General features: G+C 38.8%; 15 protein-coding genes and 1 pseudogene. 4 read left to right on the top strand and 12 right to left on the bottom strand.

Annotation, left to right across the window (positions count from 1 at the left end; all coding sequences use genetic code 11):
* Positions 1–64: 64 nt before the first annotated feature.
* A complete protein-coding gene (gene msrA / locus ACFS5O_RS13905) occupies positions 65–589 on the bottom strand; it encodes a peptide-methionine (S)-S-oxide reductase MsrA (protein ID WP_205726339.1) in 525 nt (174 codons plus the stop codon).
* Between the two features lie 148 nt (positions 590–737).
* On the opposite strand from msrA, the gene ACFS5O_RS13900 reads away from it, so the two are divergent.
* Positions 738–2,573: a terpene cyclase/mutase family protein gene (locus ACFS5O_RS13900; RefSeq protein WP_205726340.1), complete on the top strand. Its 1,836-nt coding sequence runs from the start codon at positions 738–740 to the stop codon at positions 2,571–2,573.
* On the opposite strand, the gene ACFS5O_RS13895 is transcribed toward ACFS5O_RS13900, so the two are convergent.
* The 4 genes from ACFS5O_RS13895 to ACFS5O_RS13880 are packed head-to-tail and all read right to left on the bottom strand — an operon-like array spanning position 2,567 to position 6,540.
* Positions 2,567–3,682: a GerAB/ArcD/ProY family transporter gene (locus ACFS5O_RS13895; protein WP_205726341.1), complete on the bottom strand. Its 1,116-nt coding sequence runs from the start codon at positions 3,680–3,682 to the stop codon at positions 2,567–2,569. The two genes, ACFS5O_RS13900 and ACFS5O_RS13895, sit on opposite strands and share 7 nt — an antisense overlap.
* Positions 3,683–3,684: 2 nt before the next feature.
* Positions 3,685–3,843, bottom strand: a complete 159-nt coding sequence (locus tag ACFS5O_RS13890; RefSeq protein ID WP_205726342.1) for a hypothetical protein — start codon at positions 3,841–3,843, stop codon at positions 3,685–3,687.
* The gene (locus ACFS5O_RS13885; protein ID WP_205726343.1) at positions 3,830–5,041 is read right to left on the bottom strand and encodes a Ger(x)C family spore germination protein; all 1,212 of its coding nucleotides are present in this window, start codon (positions 5,039–5,041) and stop codon (positions 3,830–3,832) included. Before ACFS5O_RS13885 ends, ACFS5O_RS13890 begins: the two co-directional genes overlap by 14 nt.
* A complete protein-coding gene (locus ACFS5O_RS13880; RefSeq protein ID WP_205726344.1) occupies positions 5,038–6,540 on the bottom strand; it encodes a spore germination protein in 1,503 nt (500 codons plus the stop codon). The genes ACFS5O_RS13885 and ACFS5O_RS13880 overlap by 4 nt, the downstream gene beginning before the upstream one ends.
* 207 nt (positions 6,541–6,747) lie before the next feature.
* Between ACFS5O_RS13880 and ACFS5O_RS13875 the strand changes: the two genes are divergently transcribed.
* From ACFS5O_RS13875 to ACFS5O_RS13865, 3 genes are read left to right on the top strand one after another with little or no spacing between them, the layout of a single operon-like run.
* Complete coding sequence (locus tag ACFS5O_RS13875; RefSeq protein ID WP_205726345.1) at positions 6,748–7,104, top strand: FadR/GntR family transcriptional regulator; 357 nt, start codon at positions 6,748–6,750, stop codon at positions 7,102–7,104.
* 11 nt (positions 7,105–7,115) lie between these two features.
* Positions 7,116–7,430 carry an FCD domain-containing protein gene (locus ACFS5O_RS13870; RefSeq protein ID WP_379839272.1) on the top strand — a complete coding sequence of 105 codons (315 nt, stop codon included), beginning with the start codon at positions 7,116–7,118 and terminating at the stop codon, positions 7,428–7,430.
* A 4-nt stretch (positions 7,431–7,434) separates the two neighbouring features.
* On the top strand, positions 7,435–8,049 hold the full coding sequence (locus ACFS5O_RS13865; protein ID WP_205726347.1) for a sterol desaturase family protein: 615 nt from the start codon (positions 7,435–7,437) through the stop codon (positions 8,047–8,049).
* 59 nt (positions 8,050–8,108) lie between these two features.
* On the opposite strand, the gene ACFS5O_RS13860 is transcribed toward ACFS5O_RS13865, so the two are convergent.
* The 7 genes and pseudogenes from ACFS5O_RS13860 to parC form a co-directional block, all read right to left on the bottom strand.
* Positions 8,109–8,669, bottom strand: coding sequence for a cysteine dioxygenase (locus ACFS5O_RS13860; RefSeq protein ID WP_318300217.1), 561 nt, complete (start codon positions 8,667–8,669; stop codon positions 8,109–8,111).
* A 134-nt stretch (positions 8,670–8,803) separates the two neighbouring features.
* Entirely contained in the window at positions 8,804–10,315 is a 1,512-nt protein-coding gene (locus ACFS5O_RS13855; RefSeq protein ID WP_205726349.1) for an amidase, read from the bottom strand.
* A 64-nt stretch (positions 10,316–10,379) separates the two neighbouring features.
* Positions 10,380–10,611, bottom strand: a pseudogene (locus ACFS5O_RS13850) (hypothetical protein).
* 175 nt (positions 10,612–10,786) lie between these two features.
* Positions 10,787–11,608 (bottom strand): EcsC family protein, encoded by an 822-nt coding sequence (locus ACFS5O_RS13845; protein ID WP_205726350.1) that lies wholly within the window; start codon positions 11,606–11,608, stop codon positions 10,787–10,789.
* Positions 11,609–11,721: 113 nt separating this feature from the next.
* The gene (locus tag ACFS5O_RS13840; protein ID WP_379839269.1) at positions 11,722–12,237 is read right to left on the bottom strand and encodes a type 1 glutamine amidotransferase domain-containing protein; all 516 of its coding nucleotides are present in this window, start codon (positions 12,235–12,237) and stop codon (positions 11,722–11,724) included.
* Between the two features lie 83 nt (positions 12,238–12,320).
* A complete protein-coding gene (locus ACFS5O_RS13835) occupies positions 12,321–12,827 on the bottom strand; it encodes a metal-dependent hydrolase (RefSeq protein ID WP_205726351.1) in 507 nt (168 codons plus the stop codon).
* Positions 12,828–13,079: 252 nt separating this feature from the next.
* Positions 13,080–15,524 (bottom strand): DNA topoisomerase IV subunit A, encoded by a 2,445-nt coding sequence (parC, locus tag ACFS5O_RS13830; RefSeq protein ID WP_205726352.1) that lies wholly within the window; start codon positions 15,522–15,524, stop codon positions 13,080–13,082.
* Positions 15,525–15,526 lie beyond the last annotated feature (2 nt).

Raw genomic sequence — 15,526 nt, 5'->3', positions numbered from 1 at the left:
ATACAAATAAGAGACTTATACAAAGTCTCTTATTTGTAGTTAACATAATAATATTACAGTTATCTTATTTCCAGTTCTGTTTAATAAAAGTATCTCTACCGGATGTTTCTCGTTCTTCTTTATAAGCTTTTGGATTCTTCTTATAGAAATCTTGATGATACTCTTCCGCTTCATAAAACTCACTTGCTGGTAATATTTCTGTTACGATGGGCTTTTTAAATTTCCCGCTTTCCTCTAAATTTCTTAAAGATTGTTTAGCAAGTTCTTTTTGATTCTCATTGTGATAAAAGATCGCTGTTGTATATTGACTACCTCGATCAATAAACTGACCTCCATCATCCGTTGGATCAATTTGAGGCCAATATAGGTCTAACAATTTTTGATATGGAAAAACTTCTGGATCGAAAGTGATTTGAACAGCTTCACGATGCCCGGTCTTCCCTGTTTTAATCTGTTCATAAGACGGATTTTCAAGTTCTCCACCCGTGTATCCAGATACAATACCATGAATACCAGGAAGTTCATCGAACGGTTTTACCATACACCAGAAACAACCTCCTGCAAAAGTTGCAAGTTCTTTATTACTCAACCTTATTCCTCCTAAAAACAAAACTTATTTCTTAAAAAGATTTTAACGTGTTAAACAGAAAAAGAACAGAGATTGCACTTCTATGTTCATAGGATAACCCGTATGTTTCATACATTGTAAACACTATGGATAAAGTGCGGTGAGGAATTTGAACATAAAAAAGAAGATAGAATCAGAAATTTATAAACGGTGTAATAAACTCCTTTCCCAACAAGAAGCGGATGGTACTTGGTGTTATTGTTTTGAGAATTCTCTAATCACAGATGCCTATATGCTCATTTTGTTACGAACAATCGACTATAAGAATGAGAGCCTTATAAAACGAATAGCTGAAAGAATTCTTTCCAAACAGTCTCATGATGGCTTATGGCGATTATATCCGGACGAGGAACCTGCAAACTTGTCTGCGACCATACAAGCTTACACGGCTCTTTTGTATTCACAGTCCCTCACACAAACAGAAGAATCACTTCTACACGCCAAGCACTTCATTATTAATAATGGAGGATTAAAGAATGCGGACATTCTCACTAAAGTTTTTTTAGCCATGAACGGTTTATATCACTGGCCAGAGCTTCCGATCGACCCTGCCATTCTCTTTTCACTTTCTCTCACTTCTCCCATCAATCGTTATGATATCAGCAGCTATGCGAGAGCTCACTTTGCTCCTGTCATGTTAATGATTGAAGGAAAAAAGAAACTTACTTCTAGCTATACGCCAGATCTATCTGGAATTTTTGGAAAAACAGATCAAGGATCTAATATCGAAGATTGGATCAATCTATTTTCAATTTTGAATGTAAGAGACTCATACAATCATACAAAGAAAGAAAACATTCTTTCTTATATTCAAAATCATATTGAGCCGGATGGAACACTTCTTAGTTATGCACTAACCACCATTTTTATGGTATATGGTCTCCTTTCTAATGGTGTTGATCGTTCATCAACCATTATTCAACATGCACTGAGTGGTTTGATGAAAATGTTTTATGAAGTAGATGGAAAAATACATTTACAGAACTCTCCTTCTACCACTTGGGATACCTCTCTCATTCTCTATACATTGTTAGAAGCGGGTGTTCCTCATACCCATACACAAGTATTAAAAGGAGCTAGACTTCTCCTTTCTCAGCAGCAATATAAGTATGGTGACTGGACGGTTCATAATCCAGATGCACTTCCTGGTGGCTGGGGCTTTTCTATAGGTAACACACAGCATCCTGATATTGATGATACGCAAGTAGCACTCCGAACAATTGCACGATACTGTCGCACATATTCAACTTATTTTTCTAGCTATGAGAAAGGTTTGTCTTGGCTCTTGTCTATGCAGAACGATGACGGTGGTTGGGCAGCATTTGAGAAGAACACTAACCGATATTTGATTGGCAGTCTCCCGATTAAACATGCGAAGGATGCTCTGATCGACCCTTCCACACCGGATCTTACAGGCAGGACATTAGATTTTTTAGGAAGTTTCCATGGTTTGAATCAGGAAAACGACTGCATCAAAAAAGGTGTGAAATGGCTTCTTTCTAACCAAGAAGCCAATGGTTCTTGGTATGGACGATGGGGAGTTTGTTATATTTATGGAACGTGGGCTGCCGTTACAGGCTTACGATCGTGTGGAGTTCGCGAAAATGAAAGAGCCCTTCAAAAAGCAAAGAAGTGGCTGATAGCGATTCAAAATGAAGATGGTGGTTGGGGTGAGTCCTGTAAAAGTGATTCAAAGAGAACGTATGTCAGTTTAAATAAAAGTACAGCTTCTCAAACAGCTTGGGCACTTAATGCTCTAACTTGTATATGCGATCAACCCACATCAGAAATGGAGAAAGCTGTCTTGTGGTTGCTAACTAAACAAGAAGAAGCCAACTATCCAACAGGAGCCGGCTTACCTGGTGCATTTTATATTCGTTATCACAGTTATGATAACATTTGGCCATTGCTTGCACTTTCTCATTATTATAGAAAATACTATTGAAATGTATCTTCTGTGTGTGGATCGATAGACTTATCTTTTTTACGCAAAATCCCTAAACTTAATACTAACAGTACAATCATGTATAAGGTAAACCACCAAAGTGTCCAATTTCGTCCTACAAAATCTGTGAACTCCATCGTATTATTGTGAATATGATTACTCATCGCCCAGATTAGTAAACCAGCAGGCAGTAAAAAGGGATGATAATTTGAAGATTTGGATAGATGCTGTAATCCTTTTAACGCTGTGAAGAGACAAATTACGATTTTAACAAGAATTCCAAATATCCATACTACTCCTATAATGACCTCTACCCTTTCAAATATGTTGATGATTGAAATATCTCTCATCAACTCATAGGTTGGATAGCTTTGTCTTTTAACCATATAAGCACCCTCTACTCCGACAGCAATAAATACGGTTAAGATGAGAGCACTTCCACCAAGCAAGATTCCTGCTAAATAACTTTTTGAGAGTTTATCTTTGTTCTTCACATATGTAAGAACACTTCCTAATAGAATGATCTCAATAAAAGGAAATCCCGTTGTCGTGTACGCGCCCTGTGAGATCTTTAAGAACCCTTGTTCAAAATATGGCTGCAAGTGTGAAAATCTAAACTGATTTGTTGTTAGAGCTAGTGAACAAATAAAAAAGAGAATCATAAAAGGGGTTAAAAATTCATTTACACGACCTATATTATTTAGCCCATAAAAGCATGAATACACAGCAAGTAAGATGATCATGATCTGAAAAGTCCATGGACTAGATTCTGGAATGACGTTCGAAATCATAAAGTTACTAAGATTTCGTACGACGTAGGAAGCTAAATGAAGAGCATAAAAGATGATCACTATATTTAGTATCGTTCCCACCACTTTACCTCCGGCAACTTCGGTAATCCGAAAAATAGAACGAAAGTGGTATCGTTTCAGAAGTAATATCCAAATGACATTCAAGACCAAACCAATTATTACAGCGAAAAGCATTGAAATCCATGCATCCTGCCCCGAGAAAAAAGCAGTTAAGTTAGGTGCCATTAATAATGAACTTCCCATTATAAAACTGATTACGATTAAAACAAGCTGCCATCGATTTATTGTATGGTTCATGTTTATCCTCCAAACATCAGTTTATATAGTGGTGAATAGATAGAATTGATCCAATCTGACCAAGGAAGCCATTTTCTATTCGACAGGAAGCTAGCTACGTTGATCATTGAAAAGATCCAAAAGCCTGTAAGTGTAATTTGATAGGATTTACTTTTGCTCATGGATCGTTTCCACCCTTGCTCCTACAGATTCAAGTTTTATAGACACATCTGTTTCAAGCTCTACATTAGAAAACTCTTCGTTCCATTTTTCTTTGTATCCCTTCCAGACTTCTGGATCTTTATTGTATAGCAGCTTTCCAAATCCAAAGATGTCCGTTTCTTCTTCCTGTGCCTTTTTAACCGTGTTTTTAATATGTCTTTCTAATTCCTGATTCACACGTTTTTCCATCTTTAAAAGAGTGTTTGGGTCTCCGACATCAACTGCACAAGTCACTTCTTGTAAAATGGCTTTTCCTTTAACACTTACAACATATTTTAATTTACCATTTATATAGTGGACCTTCGTTTTAGAGTCAACGTTCTTTACCATAAAACCTACATTACCTTTTTGACTATCACAGTTGTGACTTAATATGAAGATGTCCTTCACTTTTTGATTGATTATCGACCAACCTCTCGTTTGATTGTTATTCAACCAGCCCACCATTCTATCTTTCTTGAACACAGCCAATCCTGAAATTCGATAGGTCTTATCATTTGCATCAATATTTTCTAAATTGGATGTATCATCTTGACTGCCACTGATCTTTACGATCTCGACACCTTGAACTACAGGATCTCTATATTCTCCATAACGCCATCGGACAACGTCTTTTTCCTTGATTCCTTCTGATATTCCTGTAGAAGTGGCAGCTAACCTCACTCGATTTCTTAATGACTCTCCAGGGTTCTTAAAGATCGGCGTATATATCGAAAGAATATCTTTTGCGGTTGAATTCCTAGCAACAAACATGATGATGTTGTCCCTGACCTCATGATTTCGTTCCATAAAATCAAAAAGTGGGGCTATCCCTTTTTTTCTTGCGTATTTTTCACCGATAACCACGCTTGTAATATGTGAAAAAAGTAATTGTCGAGGGAGTATATTTCTCCCTTTTTCAACAGCATCATAAAGAGTTTCTCCTTCTACCGTGTACGTATAGACAGAGCCTCCAGAACCTCCAGATGGTTCACCACCCTGTCCTCCTGCTGTGCCCCCAGGATTCACCACTTGAAAATGAACAATCGTTTTATCTTTTTTGTAGTCCACACCTATCGAGGAAACGATTAGTAGTTCGTTGAGCTCTACTCGACCCGCACACCCGGATAGAATGAATATAAAAGAGAAGATAACAGCAATTAAGTTCCATCTTCTCATGATTTTTTTACCCATTTTCTATGCAGTTTCGTTTGTGTCCACCACAGAGGCAGGCGCAATAAACTGTCTTTTTGTTTTCCTGATTGAAAAGGAGCTAATGGAGAAAAGTAAGGCCTTCCCATTGATGTTAGTGAACAGAGATGAATCAGTAGGCCGATCATGAAAAAGATCATACCAAATATCCCTGTTGTTGCTGCTAAGATCATTAGGATGAATCGAAGCAAACGTGCAGCTCCACTAAAACCATAGTATGGTGAAACGAAGCTGGAAATGGCCGTTAACGAAACAACGATTACGATTGCAGGTGAAACGAGGCCTGCAGCTACAGCAGATTCTCCGATAACAATAGCTCCTACAATGGAAACCGCTGAACCTATGGGTCGTGGCATACGAATCCCAGCTTCACGCAGAATTTCGAAGATCGTTTCCATAACTAGCGCTTCAACAAAAGCTGGAAAAGGCACCCCTTCCCTTTGAGCCGCCAAACTGACTAACAAATTCGTTGGAATCAACTCTTGATGGAAGGTAGTAACTGCGATATACGCAGCTGGAAGAGCAAGAGATATCATGAACGATATAACACGAATCACACGAATGAAGCTCGAGAGATCAAAGTGATGGTAATAATCCTCAGCCGCTTGAAAGAACGAAATAAATGTTGTTGGGGTGATAAGGACGAACGGTGTACCCTCGAACATTATCACAACGTTACCCTCGGATAACGCCGCAGCCGCTACATCTGGTCGTTCAGTAGATTGAAAAGTAGGAAACGGAGAATATCCGTTCTCATCTATCAACTCTTCAAGCATGCCACTTTCAAAGATTTTGTCCGTATTCAAGTTCGTTATCCGTTTTATCACTTCTTGTAAGACTTCTTGATCAACCTGGCTTTCTAGATAAGAAACTAAGATCGTTGTTTTCGTAATCTTTCCCACCTGAAATGGCTTGAAACGTAAAGTAGGATTTGAGATTCTGCGTCTAATCAAGGTTGTATTTGTCTGAAGGGTTTCAATAAATCCTTCACGTGGTCCTCTTACCATCGTTTGAGCTTCTGGTTCTTCTACACCACGTGTCTCCCACGTTTCAAGGGGAATAGAGTATGCCTCAGTCATTCCGTCTACAAAGATAATGATTTGTCCTTTTAAAACGGGAGTAATGATTAAATCAAAATGAGGACAAGAGCTTATCATTGCGGAAACTTCTGTTTGATGGATAAGTTCTTTCGGTTGTAATTTATTATTTTCTAGTTGTGTCCGCTTTATAGGTTCAATAATGGATAATTCTAGTTGTTGTTTGTTGATCAATCCTTCGATGTAACAAATGCCAAAAGAAATAGGCATCTCTAAAAACTCTACAATTTTCACATCGATACTTTCCCCTAGAATGTTTTTAATTTCTTTAATATTCGTCTTTAGATCAGAGGATACATGAAGATGATCATATTTTTCAGTTGCTGACGAAGAGTCATGACGTTTTCTTTTGAAAAATTGCTGGCTCATCTCTTGTTCCCCTTTCTAATTAATTGATGTTCTCAGCTTTTGTAACTGCCTTCTGTTTTATGCAAACACAAAAAGCACCTGGATGATCATTCAGGCATTTTTAAAGCCATAGATTTTAATAGAGGCATGAACCTCTTTTTCGTTTATATAGTGGTAATACCACAATCAGTCATTGGTAATACCAGCAGAAAAGAGGTGTAACTCACAGTGAAAACAAGATCTTCAGATAGTGTAAGACGGCAGATTATCCATTCCATAATAGAAGGAAAAATAGGCTTTCATAAATTAATGCCATCTGAAAGAGATTTCGCATCTCAATTTAATGTAGGAAGACCAACAATTAGAGAGGCATTGCAACGATTAGAACAGAATGGTTGGATCACAACTCATAAAGGGATGCCAGCAACAGTCAATGATTATTGGCAACAAGGAAACATAATGACAATAGTTGATATGCTGCAACTTGAAGATGAAATTCCCGTTGATTTCATTGAACATATGCTCGAGCTTAGAATTTCTTTAACGCCAGCTTATTTAAAAGATGCAGCTGAGCATAACGGCTAAAATTAATCGCTTTGTTCTCGTCATTGGATGAATTGAGCGATGAACCCCATTCATATGCCATTTTTGACTGGGAATTGCAGCAAGATATAGCTTTGTTATCTCCAAATCCCATATATCGCCTAATCTTAAATAGCTTTAATGACCTTTATCATAGAATGGCACTACAATACTTTGAAAACTCCTCACACCGATCCATTTCTAAACAATATTACTTTGCTCTTTTGGACTCACTATTGAATGGAGACATTGAAGGAACTGAAAAGATAGCTCGATCGATGATGAAAAACAGTTTACATCTTTGGAAGAAACAGATGAACGGAGGTTAACTAAATGAAGAGTAAAGGAATATACGGCGACTTTTTCTTGCATATGGATATCTTAATAATGATGGTTATTTTCATAGTGATGAATAGCTATTTATTTACAACGGACATTACAATTAATGTCTTATCGTTCTTTCCTCTAGGTATTTTAATTTACATGTTCAGCGAATACTTCACACATCGCTTTTTCTTTCATATTAAAGCACCTAAGAATACGTTTTTGTTCAAATTGATAAAGAGGTTGCATTATGATCATCACAGAAAACCAAATGAATTGAAGTTATTGTTTTTGCCTGTTTGGTATAGCGCTCCTAGCCTCTTTTTTTTATCTACTCTTCTTTATCTCATTACACGATCCGTTCCGTATACCTTGTCATTTGCTAGCGGTCTTCTGTTCATGTTCTTCATCTATGAATGGAAACACTATGTCGCTCACCGTCCGCTAAAGCCTAAAACCAGATTTGGCAGATGGATTAAAAAGACACATACCCTACATCATTACAAGAACGAGAACTATTGGTATGGCGTTTCCACTCCTTTTATCGATGTCTTATTCGGAACGTTAAAAGATGAGAAAGAGGTAGAATGGAGTGCTACTGCAAAACATTTAGAAGATCGATAAGAAGGATGCATCAGAAAAGTCCAATTAAGCTTTGGCTTAAATTGGACTTTAATCATTTTTTATGCGTTCAACTGTATTTCTCTTAACTTTTGACGTTGCTCATCCGGCCACCATGCTCCGCAATCATCAGAAACTACGCATACTGAACATTTTTCAAGATCATAAACCTTCATACCACTAATCGGTGGTGAATAGAGGTGAAGTGTGACAAGGTCACTATTTTCTTCAGCCTTCATCTTGTGAACCCCATGTTTAGGGGCGAACAAAACTTGGTCCTTGTCATGATTCTTTGTAAATAATTCGCGTGGTAATCCATTTTCTTCTAGCTCATAAACCGTATTCTTCGTTGAACCATTCAGCACTTTAATCCACCCTTGTGAAGAACCGTGATCATGTGGTGCACACTCTAGTTGAGACCAATTCATGACTAATAACTCTACATCTTTGTTCTGATATAAAAGCTTTCTGTAATAAGGTTTATTCTCTGAGGTTTTCAGTTCTGATTCCACGTCTTCGTATTCAATGTTTAACGACAAAAGGGCTGTCTTAAGATCATCCTTTGTAGGATTGTTGTTGAGAGTATCCAGGATTCTCAATGATTTAGTTATTGTCTTCAACACGTTACCTCCTTCTATAGTCGTAAAATGAATGAAGTGGAGTACCACTTTCATTGTATGAACAAGTACTCGTCACTTATGTAGATAAAAGATTATGGTTCACCCAAATAAAAAACCGCCTAGCTACAGCTAAACGGTTAATGTATCGTAGTTTTTTTAAACAAAGGATTTTGACGTACGTCCACCCAAAGATCAGTTTGTTCAAGTTCTCCAGCTAATTGCAGCAACAAACTCTCCTGTCCTCTAGCCGCTATGAACTGAACTCCGATCGGTAACCCTCCTTCTGTAAGGTGAAGTGGAACAGACATAGCAGGTTGTCCAGTTAGATTTGCTAACTGTGTAAAAGGTGTTCGAGCGAGATTTTTCCGAGCAATTTGATCGACGATTCCTGCTTTCTTTAAAACCTTTCCTAGTCCGAACTGACCTACAGTACGAATAAGAATTTGTTCGGAAGCGGTTGGCTGAAGCTCTCCAATCATTGCCGAAGGAAAGGCGGTGGTTGGTGTGAGATAAAGATCATACGTTTCATGAAAGGTCTCCATCTGTGAAGCTGCCTTATCCCATTCTCTTATACTAAGTACAAATTCTTCTGCAGAAGTTGCTTTTCCCAGCAAACCAAGTAACCACGTAGAAGGCTCCACATCTCTGAATGTCGCCCTCCGCCCCAAAATACTTTCAAGAGACGTTAAAGTTGCAGCGGTTTCCCCAAAGTACATCATAAGATAACTCTTCACTAACTTATGACCATCAACAGGAGCATCAACTTCTTCCAGATGATGCCCCATAGACTCTAATAATTTTGCAGATTTGATAACGGCATCTCGACATTCAGGATGCACTTCAGTTTCTATGGGAGAAGAGATAGAATAAGCAATTCTCAACTTTCGATTTAAAGGAGTGGTAGCTGCATTAAGAAAACTGCCTTCAAATTTTGGTGTATGGAAGGCACCTGCTTTCTCATGACCTTGTAATTGATCAAGCATTGCTGCACTATCTCTAACCGTTCGAGTTATGACGTGTTCAGTTGAAGCCCCTTGCCATGAGCGGCCAAGATTTGGTCCGACTGGGGTCCTACCTCTTGTTGGTTTCAATCCAAACAAGCCACAATAAGATGCTGGAATTCGAATAGAACCTCCACCATCGTTTGCTCCTGCAAAAGGAACCATAAAAGAAGCGACTGCTGCAGCTGACCCTCCACTTGATCCCCCTGGCGTATGGTTCAAATTCCACGGATTTCGAGTGGGTCCATATTGAGCAGGTTCTGTGTAAGCGACTAACGCAAACTCCGGCACGTTTGTTTGTCCGAGAAATAAAATGCCTGCTTTTCGTAATCTTCTTACATATTCAGAATCCGTTTTTGCCCGGTAAGAAAGGAAAGCTTTCGAGCCTGCCGTAATCGGTTCTCCTTCCACCTCTTGCGAAATATTCTTCAACAGCGTTGGTACACCTGCAAACAAGCCATCTTGATCATTAGCCGCCATTATTCGCGCCTTTTCATACATCATGTTTATAACTGCATTGATTTTAGGATTTAGTGTATCAATCCTTTTAATGGAAGCTTCAACCAATTCAATAGGCTGAACTTCTTTCTTTTTAACCAACTCAGCAAGTCCTAATCCATCATAATCTTCGTAATTGAATCCTATCATCTACTCCACTCCTGAACTTGAAATGAGTTTACTAGTATTTGAGCACAACAAGGAATTACAGTTGTCATGATTTTCGTTCATTACCTCTTTTAAAATTGCCTGTTATTAGCCATAATCAATTGTTCTGCCAACTCATTCTCACCGGCTCTTATTCGATTCAAAAACTTTTCAGCTTCTTTTCCTCGAAGGATTTTTATTTGTTTTCCGTAATAATCTAAAAATACGTTTTGATCTTTTGTTTCTCGGTAACTAAAAGGTTTTTCTTCTAATCGATTTCTTTTATCAACATCTTCTATGGCCCTCATCTCCTGCTTACGTTCTAAAATTTATCTGTCTTCCTTATGTATTACATGTACTTTTCCACATACACGTTCATTAGTCCTTCTATAAGAAAAAGCGTTTAATAAATGTGCATATGACTAGTCCGCTAAAAAACGACATCTCCTGTAGAAATGTCGTTTTCATATTTTTTTACTCCGATTCTATAGTAGGAATCGTATTACTTTTTAACCGTTCAACAATTCTTCTTTTTTGGTAAAGCATTGTTCCTGTTTCTGCAAGGTCATTGATCATGGATCGATTCGCAAATGCGCCAAAGATAATTCCTGCAATGGGTACCATCTGAAAAAGTTTTTTCCAACCAAATGACTCTGTAAATGTTAATGTGACTTCTCGCCAACCTTGTATTTGAGAGATAACTTCTCTTGATTTCATCTTGTCATCACTGATTGCAGCCAGATCGTTTAGAATAGCTTCTTTCCCTACATAATCAGACGTAGAGAATTGAAGGCATTTTAAAATAAAAACTCGTTCTTCTTTATCTTTAGGATCATATCCATGTATGATTGCAATTTCTTGTAAAGTCTTTAGAGAGATTGCTAATATAGCAGGGATATCGATCGCTAATGTAAAGATACCACCAATCCCTGTACTGGCTCCTTGTAGTGTAGCAGCACTTTTTCGTTTGTTTGCTAGTTCTAAAGAAACGTTCTTCATTTCTTCAACTGGTATTGTTTTAAAGTCTGCTAATTCATGAATCATTCTACCCGTTTGTTTTTCGTAGAACTGAAAAACAGATTCCTCTTTGGATAGATATTGACCGCCGTTTTGTATGTACCCGCCAATTTCATCGAGAAGTGTACCGATCTTATTTTGAATAAACTTTGGTGTCACTTTATCAAGCAGCTTGAACGGCAGCCGAGTAATACGCTCCCAGAACCACAAGCCTTTTTGATCTTTCTCCCATTTCTCGATCTGTTTTAGTTCATTTAATAAATACTCTTTTGATTCCATCGTCCTTCATCCCATCTATATTTTCATACCCATTGTACGCTTTGTGCTGAATTTAGTTTCAACCTGTGAAAAACCGTCTAGAACCAGGTTCTAGACGGTTTTTCTATCAAAAGTTATTGTTGTAGCGTTTTTAAGGATTCGCGAATGAATGCTGGAATGTCTTCTGGTTGGCGACTTGTTACAAGATTACCCCCGCATACCACTACTTCTTCATCCTTAACTGTTGCTCCTGCATTCTTTAGATCAACATGAATGGATTTATACCCTGTAATGTGTCTACCATTGAGTACCTCAGCGGAAATTAACAGTTGCGGCCCGTGACAGATTGCAAAGACAGGCTTTCCTTCATCAGCAAAATGCTTTGTGAACTGTACGAATTGATCATCACCTCTTAAAATATCAGGAGAGAACCCACCAGGGATGAAGAGCGCGTCATAATCTTCAGGTGACACTTCTGAGATTGCAGCATTCGTAGTTACTTGTGCTTCCTTTTGCTTTCCTTCAAGTGTTGCTCCTTTTTCTGAGCCGATCACGGTTACTTCATGGCCAGCTTCACGAAATGCCTTTGCTGGATCCGTATATTCTACATCTTCAAACATGTTAGCGAGTACTGTTGCAATTTTAGCCATTATTTAACCACTCCTCAATTTTTGTGTACATTTGTTGTATTACCATTGAGGAAGTAAATTAAACCCTTTTTTAAGTTCATGTCTTAAAATAAAGATACGATATAGAGGTGAATCATCAAGACAGCCGCTATTAATCCCAGAAACGAAGCAATGTTTGTTTCGGTTTTAGATCCTGTTTTCGTGTAGAAAGGAAAACGAAATCGAATGGGCAGCGGATAAAGAAGCTGAATACCTCTAGATGTTGCAGCATCCAAAACCAGATGTGAAAGCACCCCTACCACTAAACCGATGCTTAAAGATTCTTCAAATTGCCAATCCATCCATTGTGGCAATAAAAATAGTAATAAAATCAAAACCCAACTATGAGTGATCGTGCGATGACCAAATGTCTTAGAAATCGTTTTTGAAAGAAAAACCGTTTTCTTACCTAAATAGGATCCTGGATGGCAAAGGTCAGGAAGTAAACTCCCTAGAACAGCCGCACCAAAAAAAGTCAGCTCATGCTGCAGAGTCTCCGGAGGCAAATCGGTAAATGCTTTATAAGCAGCCCCTGCTACAACGCCTCCAAGTAAATGTGTGTTGCTCTTCATGTTATGTATCTCTCATTTCTCTGGTTGTGTACTTTTCCAATTAATCTTTCCTTCTCTTTACAAACAAGTAATAGCTCTAATCGTTTTTATCTTTTATTCCTCATTGAAAAAGGTGATTGGAGTGTAAGGTGCGAGACTCCTGGGGGCTCACCGCACGCCCCCCGGAAAGCGAGCATCCTGGAACTGAAATCAACCACTTTCGAGACTCCGAAGTTTTCAACCTTCAAAAAAAGAAGAAAAGAGCAGCAAACGCTACTCTTTTGATTGTTCAGTTGAAACCAATGATTTAATTCGAGTAATTGGACCGGTTTCCCCTGTATCCACAACGAAAGATCCATTATTATATCGATCAGCTGGCTTATAGTTCGCTGCTGCAATCGTTTCAACTCTTCCTGAACTTGTTTCTAAAACAAACTGTATATCATCGGCTGTAACTAACTTCATACCTACAATGCGATGAGGGTTCGATTTTAATTCTCTTACCATCACAAGACCACGTTTAGCACGCGATGTTTTTTCAAATTCTGAAATCTTCATCTTTTTAAGCGCACCACGCTGTGTGGCAATAACAACTTGTGCTTTTTCTGGATCTTCTGGCAGCGCAAATCCGCTCACCACTTGGTCACCAGCTTTTAAGTTAATTCCTTTAACGCCAGAAGCTCTTTGTCCTACAATTGAGATCTCTTCTTCAGCAAACCATAGTCCCAATCCAAAATGTGTCGTGATGAAAACATCTTGCTCTCCGTTCGTTAATGAAACGTCAACAACTTCATCATCTGCTTTTAATTTAACGGCCATCAGTGGTCTGTTATATCGAGTGGCTTTATAAGACTTAAGTTCTGTTTTCTTAGCCATACCTTGCTTTGTAAAGAAGATGAGGTATTGATTCTCTGCAAATTCTTTAATCGGGTATGCTTTGATCAACCTTTCATCCTTATCTAGTCCAACAAGACTTGCTAAGTGCTGCCCCATGTCTTTCCAGCGGATCTCAGGCATCTCATATACAGGCAGGTAAACGTAGTTACCTTTGTTCGTGAACATGAGAAGCGTTTCGGTTGTATTGAGCTGAGACGCCATGAGAAGTGAATCGGTATCTTTCATGCCTGGCGGTTCTCCGTTTGAAGCACTGTATGAACGAACACTAGAGCGTTTTACATATCCGTCCTCTGTAACAGTCACCATAACATCTTCAGACGGAATCATCACTTCCATGTCGATTTTGATCTCTTCAATTTCTGCTTCAATGATGGTACGGCGCGGATCTGCGTATTTCTTCTGAACCTCAGCCATCTCTTTTTTAATAACGTTAAACAGCTTTTTCTCACTGTCTAATAATGAACGAAGATACGTAATTTTTTTCGCTAGTTCCTCAGCTTCAGATTGAAGCGTCGTAATATCCGTATTCGTTAAACGATAAAGCTGTAACGTAACAATCGCTTCAGCTTGGGGTTCTGTAAATTGGAACTTTTCAATGATGTTGTCTTTTGCATTTCGTTTATCTTTAGAAGCACGGATCGTTTCTATCACTTCGTCTAGGATAGAAATTGCTTTAATTAAACCTTCAACGATGTGTGAACGTTCTTCTGCTTTTCTTAGATCATATCGCGTTCGGCGAGTCAAAACTTCTTTTTGATGCTGAATGTAAGAATGAAGAATCGCCTTCAGACCCATTAGTTTCGGTGTCTTATTATGAATCGCTACCATGTTGTAGTTGTAAGAGACTTGAAGATCGGTATTTTTAAAGAAATAGTTTAGAATTCCTTCTGCATTCCCGTCCTTACGAAGCTCGATCACGATTCGTAAACCCGTGCGATCCGTCTCGTCTCGGATTTCAGCGATACCATCTACTTTTTTATCTAAACGCAACTCATCCATGCGCTTAACGAGGTTCGCTTTGTTCACTTCAAAAGGAACTTCCGTTATGACAATCTGCTGACGACCGCCTTTTAAGCTCTCGATCTCCGTTTTTGCACGAATGACAAAGCGTCCTTTTCCTGTTTCAAAGGCCTTCTTAATGCCATCAAGACCTTGAACGATTCCTCCCGTTGGAAAATCAGGACCTTTAATCACAGTCATTAATTCTTCAAGAGAAACATCGGGGTTATCGATCTGCATCGTTACCGCATCGATGACTTCACCAAGGTGATGAGGTGGAATATCAGTCGCATAACCTGCAGAGATACCTGTTGATCCATTGACTAATAGATTCGGATAACGACTTGGTAATACGACCGGCTCTTCGGTTGTATCATCAAAGTTTGGTGCGAATTCTACGGTCTCTTTATCAATATCACGGAGCAGTTCAGAAGCGATTGCAGATAGCCTAGCTTCTGTATAACGCATGGCAGCTGCAGGGTCTCCATCAATGCTACCATTGTTACCGTGCATTTGAATCAGGACATTTCTTACTTTCCAGTCCTGACTCATGCGAACCATTGCTTCATAAACGGAGGAATCACCATGTGGGTGATAGTTACCGATTACGTTACCGACCGTTTTTGCTGATTTTCTGTATGGTTTCTCGTTCGTGTTTCCTTCTGCGAACATCGCATATAAAATACGGCGCTGAACGGGCTTCAGGCCGTCTCTTGCATCAGGTAATGCACGCTCCTGAATGATGTATTTACTGTATCTTCCGAAGCGGTCGCCGATTACGTCTTCTAACGGCAGCTCTCTAAATTTCTCAAGCAGTGACAATC

This window comes from Fictibacillus nanhaiensis (assembly GCF_042686385.1).
GTDB classification, from domain to species: Bacteria; Bacillota; Bacilli; order Bacillales; family Fictibacillaceae; genus Fictibacillus; species Fictibacillus nanhaiensis.
The sequence above is the reverse complement of the archived record's forward strand: the minus strand, read 5'-3'. Positions and strand labels throughout refer to the sequence as shown.

Excerpts from the sequence above, each read along its gene's own strand:
- ACFS5O_RS13895 (WP_205726341.1), bottom strand. The coding sequence starts at position 3,682 with ATGAACCATACAATAAATCGATGGCAGCTTGTTTTAATCGTAATCAGT.
- ACFS5O_RS13890 (WP_205726342.1), bottom strand. The coding sequence starts at position 3,843 with ATGAGCAAAAGTAAATCCTATCAAATTACACTTACAGGCTTTTGGATC.
- ACFS5O_RS13885 (WP_205726343.1), bottom strand. The coding sequence starts at position 5,041 with ATGAGAAGATGGAACTTAATTGCTGTTATCTTCTCTTTTATATTCATT.
- ACFS5O_RS13880 (WP_205726344.1), bottom strand. The coding sequence starts at position 6,540 with ATGAGCCAGCAATTTTTCAAAAGAAAACGTCATGACTCTTCGTCAGCA.
- ACFS5O_RS13865 (WP_205726347.1), top strand. The coding sequence starts at position 7,435 with ATGAAGAGTAAAGGAATATACGGCGACTTTTTCTTGCATATGGATATC.
- ACFS5O_RS13855 (WP_205726349.1), bottom strand. The coding sequence starts at position 10,315 with ATGATAGGATTCAATTACGAAGATTATGATGGATTAGGACTTGCTGAG.
- ACFS5O_RS13845 (WP_205726350.1), bottom strand. The coding sequence starts at position 11,608 with ATGGAATCAAAAGAGTATTTATTAAATGAACTAAAACAGATCGAGAAA.
- ACFS5O_RS13840 (WP_379839269.1), bottom strand. The coding sequence starts at position 12,237 with ATGGCTAAAATTGCAACAGTACTCGCTAACATGTTTGAAGATGTAGAA.
- ACFS5O_RS13835 (WP_205726351.1), bottom strand. The coding sequence starts at position 12,827 with ATGAAGAGCAACACACATTTACTTGGAGGCGTTGTAGCAGGGGCTGCT.